Origin of the sequence: Rhizobium sp. P32RR-XVIII, assembly GCF_012641395.1 — a bacterium.
GTDB lineage: Bacteria > Pseudomonadota > Alphaproteobacteria > Rhizobiales > Rhizobiaceae > Rhizobium.
The window spans coordinates 184,999-210,503 of record NZ_JABAIH010000008.1; the positions used below are offsets into that span (position 1 = coordinate 184,999).

The 25,505-nt window shown below is 61.7% G+C and carries 18 protein-coding genes; 12 read left to right on the forward strand and 6 right to left on the reverse strand.

What is annotated here, in order from left to right:
* Positions 1 to 16: 16 nt before the first annotated feature.
* The 3 genes from HGP14_RS22360 to HGP14_RS22370 all read left to right on the forward strand — a co-directional run bounded on the left by HGP14_RS22360 (position 17) and on the right by HGP14_RS22370 (position 8,701).
* Positions 17 to 1,627: a thiamine pyrophosphate-binding protein gene (locus HGP14_RS22360; protein ID WP_168832085.1), complete on the forward strand. Its 1,611-nt coding sequence runs from the start codon at positions 17 to 19 to the stop codon at positions 1,625 to 1,627.
* Positions 1,628 to 2,087: 460 nt separating this feature from the next.
* A complete protein-coding gene (locus tag HGP14_RS22365) occupies positions 2,088 to 7,655 on the forward strand; it encodes an ATP-binding sensor histidine kinase (RefSeq protein WP_168832086.1) in 5,568 nt (1,855 codons plus the stop codon).
* A gap of 314 nt (positions 7,656 to 7,969) precedes the next feature.
* Positions 7,970 to 8,701 (forward strand): hypothetical protein, encoded by a 732-nt coding sequence (locus HGP14_RS22370; protein ID WP_168832087.1) that lies wholly within the window; start codon positions 7,970 to 7,972, stop codon positions 8,699 to 8,701.
* Between the two features lie 146 nt (positions 8,702 to 8,847).
* On the opposite strand, the gene HGP14_RS22375 is transcribed toward HGP14_RS22370, so the two are convergent.
* From HGP14_RS22375 to HGP14_RS22385, 3 genes are read right to left on the reverse strand one after another with little or no spacing between them, the layout of a single operon-like run.
* Positions 8,848 to 9,591 carry a GntR family transcriptional regulator gene (locus HGP14_RS22375; RefSeq protein ID WP_246704534.1) on the reverse strand — a complete coding sequence of 248 codons (744 nt, stop codon included), beginning with the start codon at positions 9,589 to 9,591 and terminating at the stop codon, positions 8,848 to 8,850.
* Positions 9,592 to 9,630: 39 nt separating this feature from the next.
* Complete coding sequence (gene argE / locus HGP14_RS22380) at positions 9,631 to 10,785, reverse strand: acetylornithine deacetylase (RefSeq protein WP_168832088.1); 1,155 nt, start codon at positions 10,783 to 10,785, stop codon at positions 9,631 to 9,633.
* Positions 10,786 to 10,789: 4 nt separating this feature from the next.
* The gene (locus HGP14_RS22385; protein WP_168832089.1) at positions 10,790 to 11,974 is read right to left on the reverse strand and encodes a M24 family metallopeptidase; all 1,185 of its coding nucleotides are present in this window, start codon (positions 11,972 to 11,974) and stop codon (positions 10,790 to 10,792) included.
* Positions 11,975 to 12,157: 183 nt separating this feature from the next.
* Here HGP14_RS22385 and ehuB point away from each other — a divergent pair, with 183 nt between their 5' ends.
* The 9 genes from ehuB to HGP14_RS22430 all read left to right on the forward strand — a co-directional run bounded on the left by ehuB (position 12,158) and on the right by HGP14_RS22430 (position 20,841).
* On the forward strand, positions 12,158 to 13,018 hold the full coding sequence (gene ehuB / locus HGP14_RS22390) for an ectoine/hydroxyectoine ABC transporter substrate-binding protein EhuB (RefSeq protein ID WP_168832090.1): 861 nt from the start codon (positions 12,158 to 12,160) through the stop codon (positions 13,016 to 13,018).
* Between the two features lie 173 nt (positions 13,019 to 13,191).
* Positions 13,192 to 13,863 carry an ectoine/hydroxyectoine ABC transporter permease subunit EhuC gene (gene ehuC / locus HGP14_RS22395; RefSeq protein ID WP_168832091.1) on the forward strand — a complete coding sequence of 224 codons (672 nt, stop codon included), beginning with the start codon at positions 13,192 to 13,194 and terminating at the stop codon, positions 13,861 to 13,863.
* Positions 13,864 to 13,867: 4 nt separating this feature from the next.
* Complete coding sequence (ehuD, locus tag HGP14_RS22400; RefSeq protein ID WP_168832092.1) at positions 13,868 to 14,563, forward strand: ectoine/hydroxyectoine ABC transporter permease subunit EhuD; 696 nt, start codon at positions 13,868 to 13,870, stop codon at positions 14,561 to 14,563.
* Entirely contained in the window at positions 14,560 to 15,333 is a 774-nt protein-coding gene (gene ehuA / locus HGP14_RS22405; protein WP_168832093.1) for an ectoine/hydroxyectoine ABC transporter ATP-binding protein EhuA, read from the forward strand. Before ehuD ends, ehuA begins: the two co-directional genes overlap by 4 nt.
* Positions 15,334 to 16,353, forward strand: a complete 1,020-nt coding sequence (gene eutB / locus HGP14_RS22410; protein WP_168832094.1) for a hydroxyectoine utilization dehydratase EutB — start codon at positions 15,334 to 15,336, stop codon at positions 16,351 to 16,353.
* Positions 16,343 to 17,335: a cyclodeaminase gene (locus tag HGP14_RS22415; protein WP_168832095.1), complete on the forward strand. Its 993-nt coding sequence runs from the start codon at positions 16,343 to 16,345 to the stop codon at positions 17,333 to 17,335. Before eutB ends, HGP14_RS22415 begins: the two co-directional genes overlap by 11 nt.
* Before the next feature lie 29 nt (positions 17,336 to 17,364).
* A complete protein-coding gene (locus HGP14_RS22420) occupies positions 17,365 to 17,877 on the forward strand; it encodes an Lrp/AsnC family transcriptional regulator (RefSeq protein ID WP_168832096.1) in 513 nt (170 codons plus the stop codon).
* 92 nt (positions 17,878 to 17,969) lie between these two features.
* Positions 17,970 to 19,454, forward strand: a complete 1,485-nt coding sequence (locus tag HGP14_RS22425) for an NAD-dependent succinate-semialdehyde dehydrogenase (RefSeq protein ID WP_168832097.1) — start codon at positions 17,970 to 17,972, stop codon at positions 19,452 to 19,454.
* 16 nt (positions 19,455 to 19,470) lie between these two features.
* Positions 19,471 to 20,841, forward strand: coding sequence for an aspartate aminotransferase family protein (locus HGP14_RS22430; RefSeq protein WP_168832098.1), 1,371 nt, complete (start codon positions 19,471 to 19,473; stop codon positions 20,839 to 20,841).
* Positions 20,842 to 20,935: 94 nt separating this feature from the next.
* Here the strand turns inward: HGP14_RS22430 and HGP14_RS22435 are convergent, their stop codons facing one another.
* From HGP14_RS22435 to HGP14_RS22445, 3 genes are all read right to left on the reverse strand, one after another.
* Positions 20,936 to 23,020 (reverse strand): FAD-binding protein, encoded by a 2,085-nt coding sequence (locus HGP14_RS22435; RefSeq protein ID WP_168832099.1) that lies wholly within the window; start codon positions 23,018 to 23,020, stop codon positions 20,936 to 20,938.
* Between the two features lie 91 nt (positions 23,021 to 23,111).
* Positions 23,112 to 23,888 carry an enoyl-CoA hydratase/isomerase family protein gene (locus HGP14_RS22440; protein ID WP_168832100.1) on the reverse strand — a complete coding sequence of 259 codons (777 nt, stop codon included), beginning with the start codon at positions 23,886 to 23,888 and terminating at the stop codon, positions 23,112 to 23,114.
* A complete protein-coding gene (locus HGP14_RS22445; protein WP_168832101.1) occupies positions 23,885 to 25,495 on the reverse strand; it encodes an acyl CoA:acetate/3-ketoacid CoA transferase in 1,611 nt (536 codons plus the stop codon). The genes HGP14_RS22440 and HGP14_RS22445 overlap by 4 nt, the downstream gene beginning before the upstream one ends.
* Positions 25,496 to 25,505: the final 10 nt, after the last annotated feature.

Genomic DNA, 25,505 nt, shown 5'->3' on the forward strand with positions numbered 1-25,505 from the left:
AATCGAGGAGATAATCATGCCGACAACCGTCGAAGTGATGGCTGACGCCTTCAAAGAAGCAGGAACCCCCTTCATCGTGGGCCATCCGGGCGGCGAGTCCGTGGAGCTCATGGATGCGGCCCGCCAGCGCGACATGCGCTTCATCCTGATGAAGCAGGAGACAGCCGGAGCCATACTGGCCTCCACCTGGGGGGAAATCACCGGTTCGCCAGGCGTGTGCCTCTCGACGAGAGGACCGGGCTCGACGAACATGGTCAACGGTGCGGCCTATGCCGCGCTCGATCGGGCGCCGCTGATCATGATCACCGACCGCTACGGCAACCCTGCCCATGAGATCGGACTGCGGCAACGCCTCGATCAGCGAGCCGTCTATGGGCCGCTGATGAAGTGGGGAACGACGATCGATGCGCGGATCATCCACCAGCAGCTGCGGCGCGCCATGCGGACGGCGACAGCCGTGGCACCCGGCCCCGTTCAATTCGATTTCCCCCACGACGAGACGACCAAGGAAGCAAAGCCGCTTGCCGTGCCGCCGCCGCTGATGCCGAACACGCTTCAGCCCGAGCCGGATCCCTTGGCGCTGCGCCCGCTCGCGCAGCGGATCGCGCAGGCCCGCAAGCCGATCATCCTCGCCGGGCTGGGCGTCCTGTGGGATCGGGCATCCGAGGAGGTGGTGCGCTATGCCGAACAACTCGGCGCGCCGGTTCTGGTGACCTCGAAGTGCAAGGGCGTCATTGCCGAAGATCATCCCTTGAGAGCCGGCTGCATCATCGGCGGCATCATCGAGCGCAAGCTCGTCAGTGCGGCCGATCTCATCATCACGATCGGGCTTGACGGTATCGAACTGCAGCCGATGCCCTGGCCTTACAACATTCCCGTCGTCTCCATCGCCAACATCCCGTCGCTCGATGCGCTGGTGCCGGCGGAGGTCGAAGTCGTTGGCGAATTGAAAGGGCTTCTCAAGGGACTGACCGAGCTCAGTTCGGCAGGCGGAAACTGGGGCGAAAAGGCGGCTGCGACCTTCCGTCAGGACGTTATCGACGCCCTGAACACGCCGAGCAAGGGTTTGTCGCCGCAGCGTGCCATGGAGGTCGCCCGGGCGGTCCTGCCCCGTGACACGATCGCAACCTGCGACGCCGGCGCAAGCCGCCTGCTGATCGTCCAGAAATGGCAATCCTACGGCCCGCGCGAATTCCTGACTTCCAACGGCCTCGGCTCGATGGGATATGCCGTGCCGGGAGCGCTCGGCGCTCGACTTGCCTATCCGGACAGGCCGGTGGTCGCGTTCACCGGCGACGGCGGCTTCCTCATGGCGATTGCCGAACTGCAGACGGCCGTGCGCGAAAACCTGCCGATCATCGTCGTCGTGCTCGACGACCAGGAGATCGGCCTCATCCGGGTCAAGCAGGAGATCAAAAAGATCCCAAAATACGGCATTTCGGTCGGCGGATGCGACTGGGAAAAGCTCGCCCAGGGTTTCGGTGCGGACGGCGTGACCGTCGACACGGAAAACGGCCTTCAGGACGCCCTCAAGGTCGCCCTTAAGACCGGCAAGACGACTGTTGTCGCGGTACGGATCGACGGATCGGGCTATGTCGACCAGTTCAACGCCCTGCGCGAGCTTTGAGCGCAGCGGTCCTGGTTTTTGCGAAGCGGCAGCGGCCAACGCCCACAAAGGAACGCCCTTGCCGCTTCCGCCACGCATCGCCGCTGTGTTCGTGCGGCCGATGATCACGGCTCCCGCCTTGCGCCAGTTTCGAATCCCGCGACTGTCAACCTCCGCAATTCTGTCCCTACGCGCCACAGCACTCCAGCTCCAGAGCGCTGTTTCGGAGGAGCCCAGGAAAGACCGAAGCCGCCGAAATGCACTTCATCGAGGCAAAAGCGCAGGTTCCATCCAGACAAAATCGGTAACTGGGCTGCCCTGCAAACCCCTTCATCCATCATAATTTTTCACGGCGACTTAAAGGAAAAAGGGCGGTGATGTGCTAACATCCCGGCTCTGGCCAACTTGGGTGGACGAACTGGAGACGAATGTTGCGGCCAGTTTGCCAGGAGAGCTGGGCCTGGCGGTGAAAGTCCTGCAGATGACCCCAACTTTTCGGTTCGGCACTGAAGATGACGGCAGTTTCCAGCTTCTATGGGAAGACGGCGAACGCGTCTTCTGCCGGGGGTGGCATCTCGACCCTGACGGGACACGTAAGCCCGTGCTCGCGGTGCTGCCCGCCGCGGAGCATCCGACGCCCGCCAGTCTCGATCGTCTCGCTCACGAATATGGATTGAAGGACGAACTGGACAGCGCATGGGCGGCGCGGCCGCTGGAGCTCGTGCGTGAACACGGTCGGGCCGTGCTGGTGATCGAGGACCCCGGCAGCGAGCCGCTCGACCGGCTGCTCGGTGCTCCGATGGAGATGGGAGAGTTCCTGCGCCTGGCCGTCAATATCGCCGCGGCCGTGTGTCAGGTCCACCAGCAAGGTCTCGTTCACAAGGACATCAAGCCGGCGAACATCCTGCTCGCCGGCGCGGGCGGAGAGGTGCGGCTGACTGGCTTCGGCATCGCCTCGCGCCTGCGCCGCGAGGAGCAGGCGCCGAAACCTCCCGAGTCCATCAGCGGAACCCTGGCTTACATCGCGCCCGAGCAGACAGGACGCATGAACCGGTCGGTCGACTCCCGAAGCGACCTCTACTCACTCGGCGTGACCTTCTACCAGATGCTTACGGGCAATCTGCCCTTCACGGCCGCCGATCCGATGGAATGGGTACACTGCCATATCGCCAGGACGCCGGTCCCGCCCGCTGAGCGGTGCAAGACGGTACCCACCATGATCTCAGCGATCGTCGTGAAGCTGCTCGCCAAAACGGCCGAGGAGCGCTACCAGACTGCCGCCGGGGTCGAGCAGGATCTTCGACGCTGCCTGACGCAGTGGGAAGCTCAGGGGCGGGTCGACGCCTTTCCACTGCGCCAGTACGACACGCCGGATCGGCTCCTGATCCCCGAAAGGCTCTACGGCCGCGAGCGGGAGGTCGCGACGCTGCTCGCCGCCTTCGACCGTGTCGTCAAGGGCGGCGCTCCGGAGCTGGTACTGATCTCCGGCTATTCCGGCATTGGCAAGTCCTCCGTCGTCCATGAACTGCACAGCAGCTTGGTACCGCCGCGTGGCCTATTCGCCGCGGGCAAGTTCGACCAGTATAAACGCGACATCCCGTATTCGACGTTGGCGCAGGCGTTTCAGAGCCTCATCCATCCGCTTTTGGGAGAAAGCGAAGCTGAGTTGGGCGGCTGGCGCGATGCTTTTCTGGAGGCGTTGGGCCCGAACGGACAGCTCATGATCGATGTGGTCCCCGAGTTGCGACTCATCATTGGAGAGCAGCCCCCAATACCTGATCTTCCACCCCAGGACGCCCAAGGCCGCTTCCAGCTGGTATTCCGGCGCTTTATCGGCGTATTCGCCCGGTCCGAGCATCCGCTCGCGCTGTTCCTCGACGATTTGCAATGGCTGGATGCAGCGACGCTGGATCTCGTCGAACATCTGCTGGCGCAGCCGGATGTGCAGCATCTGCTGCTGATTGGTGCTTATCGGAGCAATGAAGTCGAAACCACGCATCCGCTGCGGCGCAAGCTCAAAGCTATTCGGCAAGCGGGAGCCATCGTCCATGACATTGCTCTTGCGCCTCTTCGCCAGAGGGACTTGGCGCAACTGATCGCGGATGCCGTTTGCGGCACGCCGGAGGGGGCTCTCCCCCTTGCGCGGCTGGTGCACGACAAGACGGCCGGCAATCCATTTTTCGCCATCCAGTTCGTTTCGGCCCTCGCCGACGAGGGACTGCTCACCTTCGACCACAAGCCGGCGCGCTGGTCGTGGGACATCGAACGCATTCGCGCCAGGGGATACACCGATAACGTGGCGGACCTCATGGTGGGCAAGTTGAACCGTCTGCCCGTTGAAACACAGGGAGCGATGCAACAACTCGCTTGTCTCGGAAACGTCGCGGCCATCAGGACGCTGTCCCTGGTTTCTGGCACCGCGGAGGCGCGGGTTCATTCGGACCTATGGGCGGCCGTCCGCGCCGAGCTGGTTAAGCAACAGGAAGGATTCTATAGGTTCATCCATGACCGGGTACAGGAGGCGGCTTACTCGCTGATCCCGGAAGGCTTACGGGCCGAGGCCCATCTGCGGATCGGCAGGCAACTGGCAGCGCATACGCCTCCCGAGCAGCGTGAGGAGGCGATCTTCGAGATCGTCAATCAGCTTAACCGAGGCGCGCCTTTGATTTCGTCGCAGGATGAACGTGAGCAACTGGCTGAGCTCAACCTGATTGCGGGCAAGCGCGCCAAGGCGGCGACAGCCTATACCTCGGCGTTGAAGTATCTTGCGGTCGGCGAAATGCTGCTGTCCGAGGCGAGCCGGAAACGCAACTACCCACTCTTCTTTGCTGTTGAATTCCACATGGCCGAGTGCGAATTGCTGACGGCTGATTTGGCAGCGGCGAACACTCGGCTTTCGATGCTGGCACGGCTTTCCAGAGACGTGCATGATATCGCTGCCGTCGCACGTTTGCGCCTGACGCTTTACACGACTTTGGACCAGAGCGACAGCGGCGTGGAGGTCTGTCTTGAATACCTCCAACGGGTCGGCACCCAATGGTTACCGCATCCGACGAGAGAGGAAGTGCGTCGCGAGTACGATCGAATCTGGTCGCAGCTCGGAAGCCGGTCAATAGAGAGCCTCATCGACGGGCCTTTGATGAATGACGCAGACGCTCTAGCCACTCTCGATGTTCTGACCGAGGTCGTGACGCCGGCACTGTTCACCGATGATAATCTGGTTTCACTCGTCATCTGCCGGATGGTCAATCTCAGTCTCGAGCATGGTAACAGCGATGGATCATGCTTCGCCTACGTCTGGCTTGGCATGATTGCTGGACCGCACTTCGGTAACTATGAGGCCGGATTCCGCTTCGGCCAACTCGGCTACGACCTGGTGGAAAAGCGTGGATTGCAACGTTTTCAGGCGCGTACCTATATGTCCTTCGGAAATCTCGTCATGCCATGGACGAGACACGTCAAGACCGGCCGCGATTTGGTGCGTCGCGCTTTCGACGCCGCGAACAAGATAGGCGATCTCACGTTTGCGGCTTATACCTGCAACAACCTGAACACGAATCTTCTCGCGGCGGGTGACCCGCTCGCCGAGGTAGAACTCGAAGCAGAGCATGGTTTTGCGTTTGCGAAGAAGGCGCGGTTTGGTCTCGTCATCGACATTATCAAGGCCCAACTTGGGCTTGTCCGGACGCTTCGCGGATTGACGCCGAAGTTCGGCTCCTTTGATAGTGAGCAATTTAATGAGCTCGGTTTCGAACGCCATTTGGCGAGTGACTCGCGCCTGGCGCTCCCCGAGTGCTGGTACTGGATCAGAAAGCTGCAGGCGCGCCTCTTTGCCGGCGACTATGCCGCCGCCATTGACGCTTCATCAAGGGCGCAACGGCTGCTTTGGACATCTCCGTCTTTCTTTGAAGTGGCTGAGTATCACTTCTACAGTGCGTTGTCCCATGCTGCGTTCTGTGGCTCTGCCACGGCTGGCCAAAGCCGGCAGCATGCCGAGGCTCTCGCTGCCCATCACAAACAATTGCAGGTCTGGGCGGAGAACTGCCCGGAAAACTTCGAGAACCGCGCTGCCTTGATCGGTGCCGAGATCGCCCGCATCGAAGGCCGCACGCTCGACGCCATGCGGCTCTACGAACAGGCCATCCGCTCGGCCCGCGCAAACGGCTTCGTCCACAACGAAGCGCTCGCCCATGAATTGGCTGCGCGCTTCTACGCAGGTCATGACTTCGAGGATATCGCCCAGCTGTATCTACGGAATTCCCGGTATGGATACCTGCGCTGGGGAGCAATCGGCAAGGTCCGCCAACTGGATCAATTCTACCCTCAACTCGCGGAGCCACAGGCCGTTCCACTTCCGACGAGTACGATCGGGACACCCGTCGAACAACTCGATCTCGCGACGGTGATCAAGGTATCGCAAGCGATATCGGGTGAGATCGTGCTGGAGAAGCTGATTGATACGCTGATGCGCACGGCTCTCGAAAACGCTGGAGCCGGGCGTGGCCTGCTGATCTTTCCGAGAGGAGGCGAGCTCCGGGTCGAGGCCGAGGCGGAAACGACCGGCGGCGATGTCGCCGTCCATCTCCGTCCCGAGCCGAGCACGGCCCCCATGCCGGGAGCAATCGCTAATTTCGTCGCCCGGACCGGAGAACCCGTAATCCTCGACGATGCGGCAGCAGAAAACGACTTCAATGATGCGTACATCCGCGACAACAAGCCCCGCTCGGTGCTTTGCCTGCCGCTGATCAAGCAAGGCCGGATGGTTGCGCTGCTCTATCTCGAGAACAATCTAGCGCCGCGCGTCTTCACGCCGGCCCGCATGGCGGTCCTCAAGCTGCTTGCGTCGGAGGCGGCGATTTCGTTGGAAAATAGCCGCCTCTATCGTGACCTCGAGGAGCGCGAGGCCAAGATCCGGCGCCTGGTCGATGCCAATATCATCGGGATTTTGATCATGACTCTGGAAGGCGAGATCATCGAGGCCAACGACGCGTTCCTGAAGTGCGTGGGCTACGACCGCGAGGATCTTGCAGCGGGACATATCCGCTGGACGAAGCTGACGCCCCCCGAGTGGCGATCCGTCGGCGAGCGGGCGGCGGCCGATATCCGCGCCAGGGGGAGCTGCGACCCGTTCGAAAAGGAATATATCCGTAAAGACGGCAGCCGGGTGCCAGTGCTGATCGCCAGTGCCGCCTTCGACGAGGCGCGCAGCAAGGCGGTCATATTCGTACTCGACCTCACCGAGCTCAAGCGCGCCGAAGCGGAGGCCCGGGCCAGCGAGCAGCGGTATCGCGACATGCAGATGGAGCTGGCACATGCCAACCGGGTCGCGACCATGGGGCAGCTTACCGCCTCGATCGCCCATGAGGTCAATCAGCCGATCGCTGCAACCGTCACCAATGCCCAGGCTGCATTGCGCTGGATGGACATGGAGCAGCCGGATCTCGCAGAAGTCCGCCAGGCGCTTGATCGGATCGCCAGGGACGGCAGGCGGGCTGGCGAGGTCATTAGCCGCATACGCGGGCAGATCAAGAAAGCCCCACCACAGCAAGACGTGGTCGACATCAATGAAACAATTGACGAGGTGATCAGCCTTGCCCGGAGCGAAATCACCAAGAACGGGATAAAGGTGGACAGGCAGTTCGCCGATCGCCTGCCGCTCCTGCAGGGCGACCGGGTGCAACTGCAGCAGGTGATCCTGAATCTGGTCATCAACGCTACCGAAGCCATGGGCACCATGATCGACGGTTCACGAGAGCTGCGGGTTCGGACGATGAAGGACGGCGCCAACTGCCTGTGCGTGGCCGTGGCTGATACAGGCCCCGGCCTGGGACCGGAGTTGCTCGAACTGATTTTCAGTCCCTTCTACACGACCAAGCCTGGCGGCATGGGCCTCGGTCTGTCGATCTGCCGTTCGATCGTCGAAGCGCATGGAGGTCGATTGTGGGCTGAGGCAGACAGCCCTCGCGGCGCGGTCTTTCAATTTACCCTGACTTCAGTAGCGGGTCCGCCTCTTCCCGCTGAACATGCCGACACGCTCGTGGGTGGTTAGTCCGTGGCTCTGACCGGATCGTGGTCGGTGGCCGTTCGACGGTGCCCGCGTTCACGAGCTCAGGAAGCAGGCGAGCTGGTGACATATACCCGGCAGGGCGCAGAACAGTCCGGCGAGATCGTTCGCAAGGCTGTCACGGCCATGGAGCGCCATCGCTGATCCTCGAACCCACCCGCCAGCTACGTGCAAGCCGCCTCCAATACACATCCTGAGGGTGCATGATTCCTAAGATGCGAAATCGTGCATTCAAGCCGCAGGAACTGCGGTTAATCCCGTTTACGGCCCAAAGGGACCGTTCTTCCATAGAGGTTTAGATGGTGAGCTTAAATCCCTCAGTTTACGGAAATCCGGCTTTGGCTTTGGCAATTCACAGACCGGAAGCCTTGGCAGCGCATCAGGCGAAGCCGATAAACACGACGGGCGGACCTTCGGTAAATCTAATCCCCGGCGACGGAAATGTAGATGACTTCATCTACGATCCCGCCGGCAACTTTACTTCAGGCCGCGAGAATCTTCCTGATTCGGCTACACAAGAATCCGGTGCACCAGCGAGTGACGTGTCTGCAAATCTTTGGGAACATCCTGGTAAATCTCAAAAGGATATAGAGAAGAACAATCCCGCCTATCGACATTTTCAAGAATTGATCGCTGAAAGCGGAGGATACGAAGAAAATGCCATCAAAGACATCGCGGCCAGCCCGCAAAACCAGGCTATGAAGGAGGCGGTCGTCCGCGACGAAGCACCGAAACGTGCCAACGACCTGATCATGTGGACGAGTGGCCTCAATAACTTCATTGCCGCGTCGAAAACAGAGCAATATCAGACGGATGAAGCCTATCGGAATAAAATAGACGCGCTAACTGGCCGTCTGAAGGACATTATTTCGAACAATGTCCGCTACTTGACCAACCACACGAGCGTGAGCGGCACGTTAATTCGGGCCAATAACGACGGCACATATTCCATCCCTGATTTCACGATCGGTTACGATGGAGACGTGCTCTATGCGCATTCTTCCACTGGCGGATCGCCCAATGCAATTTGAGACCCTATTCAGCTAAACCAGCCGGAGATGTGGAAAGTAGCAGCGAAGCGACGTAGTCGCTCTTGAAAGGGACTCCACCGCAGACCTGTGAATTCGATTCCGGCGGCATAACGATGATTTATGGAACTAACGGCGTGGCGCGAGACTCAAGCTTGCGTTGCCGTCTCGGGTTTCGTGTTGCTGAGGCGCACGAAGCTCATGGAGATGTGCGAGCGGCGAATGTGGCTCGCGGCGCTGACATCGCCGATCTCGACGGCGGTACGAACCTCGGCGATTTCGCGGGCAAAGATTGCCACCTCTTGTGCGAGGTTCATTTGGGAAATCGATTTGAGCCAGATCCGAGCGGTCTGATAGTAGAGGCGTTCGGAGATTTCGCGCAACGGTTCGTTCTCGGTCAGCCGCATCAGGCCGTGGAAGAAATCGATATTGAGCTGGGCGAAGGCGCGTGGATCGGGCTTCTGCTGCAGTTCGCTTCCACGGCGTTCGAGTTCACGGAATAGCCCAATCGTTTCGGGCGTCGGCGGAACGGGTGACAGTTTTCCGACCAGTTCGGCAAGTTCCATGCGAAGCTGATAGACTTGGACGAATGCGTCGATTTCCACATCCGTCACTATCGTGCCCACGCCATGCACGGATCGCAGGAGACCCTGGGATTCGAGCCAGCCGAGCACGCGCCTGAGCGGCGTCCGGCTGATGCCGAATTCGGCGGCGAGCGCTTCTTCGCTAAGCCGTGTTCCCGGCGGATAGTCAAGAAGGCAGATACGATTTCTGAGCAGCGTATAGATGCGCTGAAAGCGTTCGCGCGAGGCGTTCACCTGCGTTTCGTCACCGCCGCCGGACTTCGCCGCTCTAGCCATCTCGTAATCGTTGTCCGTCTCATATTCACGCATGGACGATGGATCCTTTGTCGGGTCTCATCGTCCCTTACATCAAGTGATGAGCCTCTGCTTCAGTCCGCTTAGCATATCCAGACAGGCCTTCAACTGATCGAGGCTTACAAATTCGTCTGGCTTGTGGGCCTGGGCGATGGAACCCGGTCCACAGACCACGGTAGAGATGCCGAGCTGCTGGAAGAGCCCAGCCTCCGTGCCGAAGGAAACGACATCCGCGGTCGTTGCGCCGGTTAGCGCGGAGACGATCGCCCGGGCCTCGTTTTCCGTCGTCGGCTCGAGGCCGTCGATCTCGCCCACCACATGCGTGTGGATGGACGCCGAGGGACAGACCGAACGCATGGAGGGAAGCAGGACTTCCTCACAATAGGCCCTTATATGGCTTTTGACATAGTCAACATCCGCCCGGCGGATCGGCCGCATCTCCCATTCGACGGCGCAATGACCGGCGATCACATTGCGGGCCGTGCCGCCTTGGATGCGGCCGGCCTGCAGCGTCGTCCATGGCGGGGTGAAGGGGCTCGCCGGAACCGCCTCCCGAAGCTCTTTGCCGATCTCCAGCAGCCGGCCAATATAGCGAACCGCGTATTCAATGGCATTCACGCCGAGATCGGGATTGGAAGCGTGCCCCTCCAGTCCGGTGAATTCGGTCGTGTATTCATAGCAGCCCTTGTGCCCTTCGATGATGCGCATCTCGGTCGGCTCGCCGATGATGGCGACCGAGGGCTTGATCTCGATGCGCCTGAGTTCGGCAGCCAGCTCCTGGCCGCCAAGGCAGCCCACTTCCTCATCGAAGGTAAAGGCGAAGTGAACCGGCCTCCTGAGATCGAGGCTCGCATAGTCCGGCGCTATGGCGAGTGCTGCGGCGATGAACCCCTTCATGTCGCAGGTGCCGCGGCCGTAAAGACGCCCATCCGCCTCGCGCAGCGAGAACGGGTCTGATTGCCACTCGTCCCCGTCCGCCGGCACGACGTCGGTATGGCCTGATAGCACGATGCCGCCATCGCATTCCGGCCCGATGGAGGCGAAGAGGTTCGCCTTCGTTCCGCTCTGGTCGCGCATCACGGAGACACGCGCCCCGCAATCGTTCAGGCGGTCCGCGGCGTAAGCGATCAGCGCGAGGTTGCTGTCGGACGAGACAGTCGGAAAGGCGACGAGATCGGCAAGGATCGAGCGCGTCTCGGAAATGAGCATTCTATCAGTCCTTGACGATCAGCTTGCGCGGTCTGTTGCAGAGGCATTCCGCGGCGCCATTTTCGCGGATCAGGATGGTCTCGGTGATTTCCATGCCCCAGTCCTGCATCCAGAGGCCCGGCATGAAATGGAAGGTCATGCCCGGTTCGAGTACGGACTGATCCTCCTCGCGCAACGAGATCGTGCGCTCGCCCCAGTCCGGCGGGTAGGAGAGGCCGACCGGATAGCCGCAGCGGGCGCCGCGCTCGATGCCCGCACGCTCGAGCGGCGCGGCAAGCGCCTTGGCGATGTCGCAGGCCCGGTTGCCGGCGCGCGCGGCCTCCAGACCGGCTTCGAGACCCTCGACAAGGGCCTTCTCTGCCTCGAGCAGGAAGGCGGGCGGCTTGCCGAGAAAAACGGTCCGGCAGAAAGGTGCGTGATAGCGACGGTAGCAGCCGGCGATTTCGAAGAAGGTCGCGGTTCCCGTTTCGGTTTCCCGATCGTCCCATGTCAGGTGCGGTGCGGCGGCGTCGCTGCCGCTTGGAAGCAAGGGCACGATCGCCGCATAGTCACCCCAAGCGTCGCCGGTGCCGCGCACGGCGTCGCCAAGGATGTCGGCGACCAGCTCGTTCTTCTTCAGGCCCGGCCGCATGCGCTCCGCAATACCGTCCACGATCTTTTCGGAAATGCGTGCTGCCTTGCGCATGAAGGCGATTTCCTCGCCGCTCTTGACGTTCCGCTGCCAGTTGACGAGCGCGGTCGCGTCGACGAGATCCGCGTCCGGCAGTTCTTCCCGCAAAGTCAGGTAGGCCTTGGCGGAGAAATAATAGTTCTCAAGTTCGAGGCCGATGCGTCTGTTGCCGTAGCCCTTGTCCCGCAGGATTGCCGCCAGCGCCTGCATGGGGTGGCGCTCGGTCGACTGCACGTAATTGTCGGCGTAGAAGGTGACGCGGTCATCGGCCATCCAGACGGTGCGATAGGCGCCGTTGGCGTCCTGCCTGCGGCCCCACCAGATGGGGTCCTCGTCGTGGAACACGATGACGCCCTGATGCACGTAGAAGGACCAGCCGTCGTAACCGGTCAGCCAGGCCATGTTGGAGGGATCCTCCACGAAGAGAACATCGATCCCCTTCTTCTCCATGGCCGCGCGGGTCTTTGCCAGACGGCGGAAAAACTCATCCTGGGAAAAGGGCAAGCGCTTGACGATCATGGTTCCTCCGGGAGTGACGTTTATTCGTGCAGATGCTGTATTTGTGTACAAGGTATCTTAATTGAGGCTACAAATCCCAAAAAATAGCAAGAAAAATATTGACATTCCCGCGATCAGGATGCTGTTGTGTACAACATAATAAAAATTCGCGTGGGATCAACAAACAGAAAATGGGAGCAAATCATGAATCGGAAAATGCTTGGGGCGGCTGCGGCCACCGCAATTCTCGTGGCCTTCGGCGCCAGCGCGGCAGGCGCGGTCACGCTGCAGGAGATCAAGGACCGCGGCTACATCCGCGTTGCGGTCGCCAACGAAATTCCCTATGGCTTCATGGACCCGAGCGGTGCTGCGAAGGGTGCCGGACCTGATGTCGCCACAGCCGTTCTCGGCAAGCTCGGCATCGCGGCCGACAATATCCAGTGGGTGGTCACGAATTTCTCATCGCTCATTCCGGGGCTCCAGGCCAATCGCTTCGACATGACCGCTAGCGAAATGGCGATCCGCCCCGAGCGCTGCCAGAAGGTCGTCTATTCCGAGCCGAACACATCCTACGGTGAGGGTCTGCTCGTGCCGGCCGGCAATCCGAAGGGCGTGAAGACCTATTCCGACTTTGCCAAGGAAGGCATGAAGGTCGCGGTCATGGCCGGCGCCGACCAGCTTCACATGATGCAGTCGCTCGGCGTGCCGGAAGGCAACATCGTCACCATCGCAGCAAACTCCGATGCGATCTCGACCGTCTCGACCGGTCGCGCCGACGCCTATGCCGCGACGGGGCTGACGGCCAGCGAACTGGCAGCCAAGAGCGACAAGGTCGCGATCGTGGACGATTTCAAGGATCCGGTCGTCGACGGCAAGGAAGTTCGCAGCTGGGGCGGCTTCAACTTCAATTCAGACTCCAAGGATCTTGTCGAGGCCTTCAACAAGGAGCTCGAAGCCTTCAAGAAGACCGACGACTGGAAGAAGATCCTTACCGGCTATGGCTTCACGCCCGCCGATATCGAAGGCTCGTCCGCCAAGACGACCAAAGACCTCTGCGCAATGTGATCAAGCGGATCACACCGGATTACGACGGCCACTGGCCGGGGCGAAAATGGCAAAGCTCCGGCCGATCCTGTTTAGAGCGGGATGCCGGATTCAGTTTTCAGGTCGGTTCGACCTGAAATCATCCCGCTCTAGGGTGCCGGCATGTCGCCCGATAATAATGGGGAAAGCCGCGGATGCATTGGACGGAATATCTTGGCCCGCTTGCCCAGGGCGCCAAGGTCACTATCGAACTTACCGTATATTCGACCATTCTCGGCGGAATATTCTCCTTCCTGTTCGGGATCGGAAAGCTCTCGCCTAACTGGTTCGTCAAGGGCTTCTCGATCGTCTACATCGAAGTCTTCCGCGGCACATCGCTGCTCGTCCAGCTTTTCTGGCTCTATTTCGCGCTCCCGATCGCCGGTGACATGATCGGGCTCGATCTGAGGCTGCCGCCGGTCGCAGCGGGGGTGCTGGCCCTGGCGCTCAATATCGGCGCCTATGGCGCCGAGGTGGTGCGCGGTGCGATCCAGGCCGTCAGCCGCAACCAGTACGAGGCTGCGACCGCGCTCAATTTCACGCCGCGCCAGGCGCTTTTTCGCGTGGCCCTGCCGCAGGCGCTACCGGAGATGATGCCGAGTTTCTGCAACCTTGCCGTCCAGAACCTGAAGGACACGGCACTCGTATCCCTCATCAGCCTTGCCGACCTCGCCTTCAAGGCGGAACAGCTGCGCAACTTCTATCAGGACTCGACCACGATCTACATGATCATTCTATTCATGTATTTCGGCATGGCCCTGGTGCTGACGCTGATCATGCGCATCCTGGAAAACTCGCTCAGCCGCTGGCGCGGCTGCAGGAGGTAGGCCCATGCTGTTCGGATACGAATGGGATACCGCTAACGGCGAACTGGCTTTCGCGATCTCCATCCTGCCCATACTGCTGCACGGACTTCTGGTAACGATCGAAGCCTCCATCCTCGGCTTCTTCGTCGCCATGGTCATCGGCCTCCTGCTGGCCGTCCTGAAGGGCGCGCCGTCGCGGTTCATCTCGTGGCCTGCGACCTTCATCACGGAGTTCATCCGCGACACGCCGCTGCTCGTCCAGCTCTTCTTTCTCTATTACGTGCTGCCGGACTACGGCATCGTGCTGCCGGCCTTCATGACCGGCGCCCTGGCGCTCGGCATTCAGTACAGCGCTTATACTTCCGAGGTCTATCGGGCCGGTATCGATGCGATCGATCGTGGCCAGCACGAAGCATCCAAGGCGCTCGACCTGCCGCCGCGCCGCACCTTCACGCACATCATCCTGCCGCAGGCGGTGCCGCGCATCATCCCGGCGCTCGGCAACTATCTCGTTTCGATCATGAAGGACGTGCCGGTGCTGTCGGTGGTCACCGTGCTGGAAATGCTGAACGTCGCCAAGATCATCGGTGATCAGACCTTCGACTATCTGGTGCCACTGTCGATGGTCGGCGGCCTTTATCTGATCCTGACCATCTTCGCATCCGCGCTGGTGCGCTATCTCGATATTAATCTACCGAAGGGAGGTATCCCGTTAAGATGAGCGAGCCAGTCATCGTTTTCGACAAGGTCAAGAAGGCCTATGGCAACTTCGTCGTCATCAACGATCTCGATTTCACCGTTTCTCCAGGAGAAAAGGTGACGATCATCGGTCCGTCGGGTTCCGGCAAGTCGACCGTTCTCAGGATCCTGATGACGCTGGAAAAGATCAGCGGGGGCACCGTGTATGTCGGCGGAGAGCCCCTGTGGCACGAGCGCAGGAATGGCGATCTCGTCCCGGCCGGAGAGAACCATCTCCGCGAAATGCGCAAGCAGCTTGGGATGGTCTTCCAGCAATTCAATCTCTTCCCGCATATGACGGTCCTCAGAAACCTCATGGAAGCGCCGCACGTGGTGCTGGGCCTTTCCAAGGCCGAGGCCAGGGGGCGGGCTGAAGAGCTGCTGGAGCTTGTCGGCCTCAAGGAACATGCGCAGAAATTCCCGGGCCAGCTTTCCGGCGGGCAACAGCAGCGCGTCGGCATCGCCCGGGCGCTCGCCATGCGGCCCCGCATCATGCTGTTCGACGAACCGACGTCGGCGCTCGACCCGGAACTGGTCGGCGAAGTGCTGAACGTCATTCGCAGGCTCGCCTCCGAGCACGATCTCACGATGCTGATGGTGACCCACGAGATGCGCTTCGCCCGCGAGATTTCCGACCGCGTATGCTTCTTCGACAAGGGCAAAATCCACGAGGAAGGAACGCCGGCGGAGATCTTCGGCAATCCGCAGAAGGAGCGCACGCAGCAGTTCCTGAGGGCGGTGACGGAGGGGTGAATGAGCGGTCGTGAACTGATCACGCTTGCCGATGTGTTGGCTGCGCGCGCGCGGATCGCCGGTATTGCCATGCGCACGCCTCTCGTTCCCTCGCCCTTCATGACCCGAAAGGCGGGCCGGGAATTTCTGTTGAAGCTGGAGATCGCCCAGCCGATCGGTGCCTTCAAGATCCGCGGCGCGGCCAACGCGGTCGCGCGTTTGCCTGCCGAGGCAAAGGGCGTTGCCTGCTGCTCGACAGGCAATCACGGCCGGGGCGTTGCCTATGCCGCGCAAAAGCGAGGCATCCCGGCTGTCGTGTGCATGTCGTCCCTCGTCCCGCAGGCGAAGGTCGAGGGTATTCGCGCGCTTGGCGCCGATGTCCGCATCGTCGGCAGGAGCCAGGACGACGCCCAGACCGAATGCACACGCCTGTGCGCCGAGGACGGCTTCATTGAAGTGCCGCCCTTCGACCACGCCGATGTGATCGCCGGCCAGGGCACGATCGGCCTCGAGATTCTGGAGGACCGCCCGGACGTCGCCTCGTTGCTCGTTCCGCTCTCCGGCGGCGGCCTTGCGGCCGGCGTTGCGCTTGCCGCCAAGGCGATCCGGCCGGATATCCGTGTGATCGGCATTTCCATGGATCGAGGCGCTGCGATGGCCGCGTCGCTTGTCGCCGGAAGGCCGGTCGAGGTGGAAGAAGTGCCGAGCCTTGCCGATTCCCTCGGCGGCGGCATCGGACTCGACAACCGCTACACATTCGATCTCTGCCGGGAGCTGATCGACGAGATGGTTCTTGTGAACGAGGCCGAAATCTACCGGGCCATGCAGGTGCTCTATTTCGAGGATCGATTTGTGGCCGAAGGCGCAAGCGTCGTGGGACTGGCCGCCGTGCTTTCCGGGAAGCTTTCTCTGCCGGAAGGACCAACCGCCAGCATCGTCACCGGGCGCAATCTCGACATGCCGACATTCACGAAAATCATATCAGGCGAGGACGTGATGCTCGGCGACGTTTTAATGGAAGGCACGCTTTATGGCGCATGACATCGTGATCCTGGCCGAGAAGGAGCTTCGAAGGGCAGTCCCGCTCGATCTTGCCGCCATCGACATCGTTGAGCAGGCATTCGCGGCCCTTGCCACGGGCGAGGTGATCATGCCGCCGATCCTTTCGATGGCGATCCCGCAGGCCAATGGGGAGATCGATGTCAAAACCGCCTATATCCCCGGTCTCGACGGCTTCGCCATCAAGGTCAGCCCGGGTTTCTTTGACAATCCGAAAATCGGCCTGCCGAGCCTCAACGGATTGATGATCCTCCTTTCTGCGAAGACGGGCCTCGTCAAGGCTCTGTTGCTGGACAACGGCTACCTCACCGATGTGCGCACGGCCGCGGCAGGCGCCGTTGCGGCACGCCATCTGGCGCCGGCCGATGTCGTGACCGCGGGGGTAATGGGCACCGGTGTCCAGGCTCGGCTGCAGATCGAAGCGGCGCATTTCGTTCGTCCCTTCAGGCGCGTCATCGTCTGGGGCAGAGAGCTAGCGAAAGCAGAGGCCTGCGCGGCCGATCTCGCGGCACGGCTTGGCATCAAAGCGCGCGCCGAGGCGGACCCGGCGCGGCTCGTTGCCGAAAGCCAGCTCGTCATCACCACCACGCCTTCACGCGAACCGATATTGAAGGCCGAATGGCTGCATCCCGGCCTGCACATTACCGCGATGGGATCCGACCAGGAGGAAAAGAACGAGATCGACCCGAGGGCGCTCGCGAGCGCCGATCTCTATGTCTGCGACCGGGTGAGCCAATGCGAGAAGCTCGGCGAACTGCGCAGCGTGATCGCCGCCGGCCTCTGGACGACGGGAGCGCCGGCGGAACTCGGCGCGGTGCTGACCGGAAGAGCCGCTGGACGCAAGAGTGAAAGCGATGTGACGATTTCGGACCTGACGGGTACGGGAGCGCAAGATACCGCAATCGCCACCTTTGCCTGTGGGCGGTGCGAGGATCAGGGCGCCGGCACCGTGATGAATGTGTGAGACGGCCGGTTCGAGCAGCAAGTGACGTCATGTTGAAACTCGACAATCGCGATATCGAAATCCTGAAGATCCTTTCGAGCGAAGCCCGCATTTCGAAGGCGGATCTCGCGAGCAGGATCAATCTGAGCCCGAGTCCGTGCTGGGAGCGCCTGAGCCGGCTGGAAAAGGCCGGCGTGATCAGCAGCTACAGGGCCGAGATCTCGCTGAAATCCATCGTCTCGAGCGTCACCGTCTTTGTCACCGTCGAGCTCGAGCATCACCGCTCGGACGCGTTCCAGGCGTTCGAGCGAGCAGTGAAGAGTAAGGAGGAGATCGTCGCTTGCTGGGCACTGGGCGGCGGCTTCGATTACCTCCTGCACATCGTCACCCGCGATATCGACAGCTATCAGCGCCTGATCGATCGCCTCCTGGAGCAGCCGTTGGGCGTCGCGCGCTACTACACCTACATCGTGACCAAGCCTGTGAAAGAGGGCGGAGTGCTGCCTTTCGACAGCCTGTTCGAGAGCGGAAGAGAAGAAGCTGCCATCGAGGGTGGCAAATAAAGATATTTCGTCTGCCGCCAATGCCTGGAAAAGACAATTCGGCTGCCTCGTTCGAGGGATCATGAAGCCTGATCAATGGGAAGAGGTGCAGCATGGCATATCCGGCCGAAGCTCCGAAGTCGCTGCTGACTGGGTTCAGCGACCAAAGGTTGATACGCCAGTTCGCCTATATCGGCGGCCACTGGGTGGCTTCCGCTCGCAACGAGACGTTCGCGGTGACAGACCCCGCAAGCGGCGGCTGGCTTGGCGATGTGGCAAGCCTCTCCGCCGAGAAGAGCCGTGCTGCCATCGACGCGGCTGATCGCGCCTTTGCCGGCTGGGCGGCAGCTCTGCCGCAGGAGCGGTCACGCATCCTGCGGCACTGGTTCGAGCTGATCCTAAAGAACCGCGAAGACCTGGCCCGCCTGATGGTGCTCGAACAGGGCAAGCCGATCTCCGAGGCCCGCGGCGAGATCGACTACGCTGCATCCTTCGTCGAATACTATGCGGAGCAGGCAAAGCGCCCGGATATCTCCAGCGTGACCTCGCATCTGCCGGATGCCGAGATGGAAGTCTGGCTGGAGCCGGTCGGTGTCGCGGCGCTCATCACGCCCTGGAATTTTCCGTCCGCCATGCTGACCCGGAAAGCCGCCGCAGCCCTTGCCGCAGGATGCACGGTCATTACGCATCCGAGCCATGAAACGCCCTATTCGGCGCTCGCCCTTGCCGAGCTTGCCGAGCGGGCGGGATTTCCAGCCGGCGTCTTCAACGTCGTGACGGGACACGCTGCGACCGTCGTCGAACCATGGCTTGCCGATCCTCGCGTGCGCGCGCTTTCCTTCACCGGGTCCACGGAGATCGGCAGGCTGCTCTATGGGCGTTCCGCCGATACAGTGAAACGTCTCGTGCTGGAACTGGGGGGCCATGCGCCCTTCCTCCTCTTTGCCGATGCCGAGATGCAGAGAGCGGTTGACGAGGCCGTGAAGGCGAAGTTCGCCACCTCTGGCCAGGATTGCCTGGGCGCCAATCGTTTCCTCGTCGAGCGGTCGGTTTACCAGGACTTCTGCCGCCGCTTTGCCGATCGCGCATCGGCGCTGACTGTCGGCGCCGGTCTCGATGACCCCGATATCGGCCCGCTGATGAACGAGAAAGCGGCGCTGAAGCAGGAAGAGCAGGTGGCCGACGCGCTGAGGCGCGGGGCGCGACTTCTCGCGGGAGGAAAGCGCCACGGAAAAGGTCCGCTCTTCTTCGAGCCGACCGTTCTCGTCGATGTTCCGCCGGATGCACTGATCATGCGCGAAGAAACGTTCGGTCCGGTGGCGGCGATAGCGCCGTTCGACAGCGAGGACGAGGCATTGCGATGGGCAAACGATACCGAATACGGCCTCGTCGCCTATGTGCACACGCTAGATCCGCGCCGGATCTACAGGGCGAGCCGGAGCCTGAAATACGGCATGGTCGCCGTAAACCGGACGAAGGTCACCGGCGCGCCCATCCCGTTCGGCGGAATGAAACAGTCCGGACTCGGCCGTGAAGGGGCGCTTCACGGAATGCAGGCCTTCATGGACGTGAAATATGTCTGCCGCGATTGGGCATAACAGAAAGGAAAGACCGATGCTGACCAACGATCAACTCGACAAGTGGGACCGCGAGAACTTCCTCCATCCCTCGACCCATCTTGCCCAGCACGCGCGCGGCGAAAGTCCAAACCGCATCGTGACGGGCGGTTCCGGCGTCTATATCGAGGATCGCGACGGCAACCGCCTGCTCGATGCCTTTGCCGGGCTCTATTGTGTGAATGTCGGCTACGGCCGTACCGAGATCGCGGAGGCAATCGCGGCGCAGGCGAAAGAACTCGCCTATTATCATGCCTATGTCGGCCACGCGACGGAAGCTTCGATCACGCTCGCCAAGATGATCCTGGACCGCGCGCCGAAGAACATGTCCAAAGTCTATTTCGGGCTCGGCGGATCGGACGCCAACGAGACGAACGTCAAGCTCATCTGGTACTACAACAACATTCTCGGCAGGCCGGAGAAGAAGAAGATCATTTCGCGCTGGCGCGGCTATCATGGTTCCGGACTGATGACGGGATCATTGACCGGCCTGGAGCTCTTTCACAAGAAGTTCGACCTGCCGCTGGCGCAGGTGATCCATACCGAGGCGCCCTACTATTACCGCCGTCCGGACGCCGCCATGAGCGAGGCGGATTTTTCGGTCCATTGTGCGGCGGAACTGGAAAAGTTGATCGAGCGCGAAGGCGCCGACACCATCGCAGCCTTCATCGGTGAGCCGGTCCTCGGCACGGGAGGTATTGTTCCCCCGCCGGCGGGATATTGGGATGCAATCCAGAAGGTGCTGCGCAAACACGACATCCTGCTGATCGCCGACGAAGTCGTCACCGGTTTCGGCCGTCTCGGCACGATGTTCGGTTCCGACCACTACGGTATCGAAGCCGATATCATCACCATCGCCAAGGGCCTCACCTCGGCCTACGCCCCTCTTTCCGGCTCCATCGTCTCGGACAAGGTCTGGAAGGTTCTGGAACAGGGCACGGACGAGAACGGCGCAATCGGGCACGGCTGGACCTATTCGGCTCATCCGATCGGGGCCGCGGCAGGCGTCGCCAATCTGAAACTGATCGACGAACTCGGCCTCGTCGAAAATGCCGGCAAGACAGGCGCCTATTTCCTCAAGGCCATGAGGGAAGCGCTGGGCGGCCATGTCCATGTCGGAGAGGTGCGCGGCGAAGGCATGCTCTGCGCGATCGAATTCGTCGAGGATCGCGATGAGCGCCGCCTCTTCGATCCGGCGAAGAAGATCGGCCCTCAGGTCGCAGCCGCCCTACTCAAGCAGGGCGTAATCGGGCGGGCCATGCCCCAGGGCGATATTCTGGGCTTTGCCCCGCCGCTCTGCCTTACACCGGAAGAGGCCGACAAGGTCGTCGCAGCCGTGAAGGAAGCGGTCAAGGGTGTTCTGGGGTAAGCTGCGTCAACCCCGTGCCACCTGTAGCATGGGGTCCGAACTCCCGATGGAAGGCCTGTGACGCGCGGGGGGTCCCTATGCTACCCGGCAATCTCTAAGAGTTTTTTTGGAGATCATAGATCTGTCCCGTCAACCATGCGGGCCAGTCGCGCTCGAAGAAGGACTTGGCGCTCTCATCGAATTTTCGGTTGGCGCGAGCGGCGATCTTGACGACGTCGCCTCGCCTGCAGACAACGATCTGCTCGTCGCGATGGGCGTCGCGCTCCTTCCGGAAACGGTATTCCTCAAGCGGGCCAGAACTCGTCAGCGGCACCGACACGCCCTTCGGGTCGCAGATGGCCCGTGCTCCCCGGCTCCCTCCTCCGTTCCGGATGAAGTGGTCGAGAGCCGACAGAACCGCCTCCGAAGCGAGTGCCATCTGCTGCCATTGGATCGCCCTGCCCGCCTCAGCGGCGCGATCGTAGGCGATCCCATTCTGCCGGATTTGGTCATTTAGGCTTCTCGCCGCCGCGAGAGCCGCGGAGACGCTCTCACCGTCGCAGATCAGGCCCGCCTTGTCGCTCATCCGAGCCTGGACCTCGGACCGGATCGACCTCACGGACAGGGAGCTGTCGGGCTTCACGACCGAAAGCACTTCTGAAAGAGCCGCGCCTGCGGGAATTCGTATGTCGGCGGCCGATGCGGTCTTCGCCTTGCCACTCGCCCCGATGTGCTCTGCGGCGCGCGTGCCGAAGACCTGGCCCGCGTTGAGGGCGGCGCCGCCGGGGCGCGTCACTCCGTGCGTTCCCGCGGCCTCTCCGATCGCGTAGCAGCCGGCGAGGCTGCTACGGCCCCAGACGTCGACCATGATCCCGCCGTTCATGTGCTGATTGTTGACGGCGAATTCGAGCGGTTCTGCGGCGATGTCTACCTTGTAGCGGCGGTACAGTTCGATCGCGAGCGGGTTCATGTTTCGTAGACGCTGGATCGGCGTATCCTGACCCGCACCGGCGTTGCCAAGGTACCGCGCCACATCGTCGTCAAGCCGTCCAAGATCGAAAGGCAGGTCGCCTGGTACGGGCAGGAGATTGCGATTGAAATCCATGAAGACGCGTCGGCCGGCGGCCGTCTCGCGATAGATCGCCAAGTCGACGAGGCTCGAGCCAAAATCCAGCATTCGCGTCGAGTGGAACGGCCATTGATAGCCTTTGCGGAAGATGTTCGACGCCATTTCCTGCGTGGTGCGATAGTATTCTGCAAGGAAATGATGCTCGGTTCCGTCCGCGTCGACCGAATAGATGTGAGGGATGGCCTGCACGTAGGTTCCGGAGAGATTCCACGGGAATCCTTCACGCCGCGTGCCGATACCGAACTGGCTTTCCGTCAAATTTACCAGCTCGATGCCCGCCTCGAGCGCGAGGCCCAGCGAACCGAAGCAACCGTTCGGATAGACGCTGTCGCGATAGAGCTCGCCTGGCCCGCCGGCGGCGAGCACGACCACCGATGAGGCAAACAGTGCAAGCCCGAGGGGATTCGCTTCGGTTCGGTCGTTTAAGCGAACCGCCAAGACACCTACCACGCGGCGTCCGTCGCCTTCGCCCTCCGTTAGGAGCTTGGCCGCTGTCGTATGGTTGAAGAACGGGATGTCGAGGCGGATCGCCTCCTCGGCCAGAACCTTGACCATGAGGCGAGACGTCCGTGGGCCGCAGCTCGTGGCTCGTCCCACCTCGTCGTGGTCGGTCTGATATCTCAGCGTGCCGCCGAGCGGGTCCTGCGGGAGCGGCAAGCCAAGGAATTGCAACGAGGCCATCATGCGTGCGGAACCAACCGCTTCGACATAGGCCGTGTCCTCGTCCATGGCGCCGCCCGCTCGGATGGCGCGGGCCATCGCCTTGAAATTGTCGCCCTGGTCGGCGGTGTTCGCCGTATGGAGGGTCTGCTTGTCCGAACCGGAACAGGCGGAAGTTCCTCCCCAGGCGCTCTGGCTCACGATGACGACGTCGTCGCCGCGACGCTTCATCTCGACCGCCGCCCGCAGTCCGGCGGCGCCGGATCCGACCACGACGCAACCGGCTCGATAGAGCGGCACGTCGATCCCGCCGAGATTCACCGTTTCGGTGGCTGCGGCTTCCGGAAGAAGTTTCGGCATGTCGACGTCCGTGAGGGCGTCCAGGATGTGTTGAGGAACATCGATAGTCATGGATCTCTAGTCCTTGCTGGAAGGCCGTAAGTCGCAATGAGGCCGAGGACCACGGGCTGCCGCCGCCCATGGTCGAATGATGGATTGGTCGCTACCAGGCACCTTCGAACTTGGCTGGCCGCTTCTCGGTGAACGAAGCGACGCCCTCCCTGAGATCCCCTGTCTTCGCCGCCAGGATCGATCCGAGTGCCTCGACGGCGGAACCATTGTCCTCGCCGCTCGCCGACGCGATCATAAGCTTCACAATCTCGATTGCGGCGGGGCCCCTCGTCGCGATCCGTTGAGCGTATTCTGTGGCAGCGCCCACGGCGTTGCCCGTCGACGTCACAGCGTCGACGATCCCAAGTTGCATGGCCTCGGCGGCGGTGAACATCTCGCCGCCAAGCGCCATCCGGCGCACGACTTGGGCGCCGAAGCGTTTGACGAGGCGCTGGGTCCCGGACCAGCCGGGAACCATGCCGAGACCCGTCTCCGGAAGTCCGATCTTGATCTGCTCTTCTGCGATACGGATGTCCGCCACGCCCGCCAGCTCCAGCCCTCCGCCGAGCGCATGGCCGTTGAGGGCGGCGATCAACGGGACGCGAAGGACCGCAAGCCTCTCGAAGACGCGATGTCCGTAACGGACCCAGTCGTGGCCGAACTGCTGCGGCTGCATGGCCCCCCAAGCCTTGATATCGCCGCCCGCGGAGAAACCCTTTCCCTCTCCCGTCAGGATCGCCACGCGAACCTCGGGATTGGTATCCACGGCGTCGGCCGCTTCCGAGAGCGCCTTAAGCATGTCGAGATCGAGAGCGTTCAGCTTCTCCGGTCGCGAGACCGTCAAGGTCGCGACGTGAGCCTCGATGTGAACCTTTACGGTGCCGCTCATTGACGTGCTCCCTCCAGGACGCGGGCGCCCCTTTCGGGCAGGGAGAGGCCGATATTCGCCTCTTTGAAGAGGTTCGCGTCCATCTCCTTCAGATCGTCGGCAACGATGAGAGGAAACTCCGACTGGTCCAGAATGTGGGTCTGCAGATCGATGCCTGGCGCGATCTCGGTGAGGACGACACCCTCGGGCGTCAGCTTCATGACGCAGCGCTCCGTGACATAGGTGACGTCCTGGCCCTGCTCGACGGCGCGTCTACCCGAGAAAGTCACGTGCTCGACCTCGTTGACCAGCTTCTTCAGCTTGCCTTCCTTCTCGATCACAAGCTTGCCGTCGGCGATCCCGAGCTTTGCCCCCGCGTTGAACATGCCGGAGAACACGATCTTCTTCGCCCGAGCGGTGATGTCCACGAACCCGCCCGCGCCGGCCGTCACATGCGGACGGAAGGAGAGCTTGGATACGTTCACGGAGCCGTCCTTGCCAATCTCCAGGAAGGACAGGAGGGATGCGTCGAACCCTGCACCCTGGAAATAGGTGAACTGATATGGCGACGGCATGAAGGCGTCGGCATTCGACGCGCAGCCGAAAGCAAAGTCGAGAAGCGGAACGCCGCCGACGGCACCCTGCTCGATCACCCATGTGACCTCGCCGTGCAGGCCCTCCTCGATAAGCACTCTTGGCACGTTCGCAGAAATGCCGAAGCCGAGGTTGACGCAGCTTCCCGCCTGCAGTTCCTGCGCCACACGACGGGCGACGACCTTCTGGATGTTGAATTCGGGCACCCGGAACGTGTCGAGCGGACGGAAGATCTCACCGGAAATGGCCGGATCATAGAGCGTCTGGGTCGTCTGCTTCTGGTCCGGATCGACGACGACGTAGTCGACAAGCATGCCGGGGACGCGGACGTCGTGAGGCTTGAGACTGCCCTCAGTCGTGATGCGCTTGACCTGCGCGATGACGATGCCGCCATTGTTTCGTGCGGCGAGCGCCTGGTCGAGCCCGCCGAGATAGGCACCCTCATGCTCGTATGTGAGGTTTCCGCGCTCGTCCGCCGTCGTCGCGCGAATGATCGCGACCTGAGGAACGATGGCGGGGAAGTAGAGATATTCCTCGCCTTCGAACGCGATCTTCTTCACCACAGGCTCACCGGCCGCAGCCTCGTTCATTGCGCAGCCCTGTCGCGACGGGTCGGCGAAGGTGTCGAGACCGACCTTGGTGATCACGCCGGGACGCTTCGCGGCGGCTTCGCGATGCATGTCGAACAGAAGGCCGGATGGGATGTTGTAGGCAGGAATTTCGTTGCCAGTGATCATCTGCCAGATGAGCGGAGGTTCGGCGCTGGAGGGGCCGGACGGATAGGACCCACCGATGATCTTGGCCAGCAGACCCTTCTTGGCGATGTGATCGACCCCCTTGATGCCGCTCATGTCACCCGCCGCGATCGGATGCAGCGTCGTGAGGCTCCGAGGGTGTCCGGTGGCGTCGAACCGTTCGCCGATCGCCTTGAGCATGAGATCCGGGCAGCCGAGGCCGCTTGACGACGAGACCGATACGATCGCGCCGTCGGGGATCAGTTCGGCGGCTTCGGCCGGGGATAGGTGCTTGCTCATATGGATAACT

Coding starts and splice junctions, on each gene's coding strand:
- HGP14_RS22430 (WP_168832098.1), top strand. CDS start 19,471: ATGCTGACCAACGATCAACTCGACAAGTGGGACCGCGAGAACTTCCTC.
- HGP14_RS22360 (WP_168832085.1), top strand. CDS start 17: ATGCCGACAACCGTCGAAGTGATGGCTGACGCCTTCAAAGAAGCAGGA.
- HGP14_RS22370 (WP_168832087.1), top strand. CDS start 7,970: ATGGTGAGCTTAAATCCCTCAGTTTACGGAAATCCGGCTTTGGCTTTG.
- ehuB (WP_168832090.1), top strand. CDS start 12,158: ATGAATCGGAAAATGCTTGGGGCGGCTGCGGCCACCGCAATTCTCGTG.
- HGP14_RS22385 (WP_168832089.1), bottom strand. CDS start 11,974: ATGATCGTCAAGCGCTTGCCCTTTTCCCAGGATGAGTTTTTCCGCCGT.
- ehuD (WP_168832092.1), top strand. CDS start 13,868: ATGCTGTTCGGATACGAATGGGATACCGCTAACGGCGAACTGGCTTTC.
- HGP14_RS22440 (WP_168832100.1), bottom strand. CDS start 23,888: ATGAGCGGCACCGTAAAGGTTCACATCGAGGCTCACGTCGCGACCTTG.
- HGP14_RS22445 (WP_168832101.1), bottom strand. CDS start 25,495: ATGAGCAAGCACCTATCCCCGGCCGAAGCCGCCGAACTGATCCCCGAC.
- HGP14_RS22435 (WP_168832099.1), bottom strand. CDS start 23,020: ATGACTATCGATGTTCCTCAACACATCCTGGACGCCCTCACGGACGTC.
- argE (WP_168832088.1), bottom strand. CDS start 10,785: ATGCTCATTTCCGAGACGCGCTCGATCCTTGCCGATCTCGTCGCCTTT.
- HGP14_RS22375 (WP_246704534.1), bottom strand. CDS start 9,591: ATGCGTGAATATGAGACGGACAACGATTACGAGATGGCTAGAGCGGCG.
- HGP14_RS22420 (WP_168832096.1), top strand. CDS start 17,365: ATGTTGAAACTCGACAATCGCGATATCGAAATCCTGAAGATCCTTTCG.
- HGP14_RS22425 (WP_168832097.1), top strand. CDS start 17,970: ATGGCATATCCGGCCGAAGCTCCGAAGTCGCTGCTGACTGGGTTCAGC.
- ehuA (WP_168832093.1), top strand. CDS start 14,560: ATGAGCGAGCCAGTCATCGTTTTCGACAAGGTCAAGAAGGCCTATGGC.
- ehuC (WP_168832091.1), top strand. CDS start 13,192: ATGCATTGGACGGAATATCTTGGCCCGCTTGCCCAGGGCGCCAAGGTC.
- HGP14_RS22415 (WP_168832095.1), top strand. CDS start 16,343: ATGGCGCATGACATCGTGATCCTGGCCGAGAAGGAGCTTCGAAGGGCA.
- HGP14_RS22365 (WP_168832086.1), top strand. CDS start 2,088: ATGACCCCAACTTTTCGGTTCGGCACTGAAGATGACGGCAGTTTCCAG.
- eutB (WP_168832094.1), top strand. CDS start 15,334: ATGAGCGGTCGTGAACTGATCACGCTTGCCGATGTGTTGGCTGCGCGC.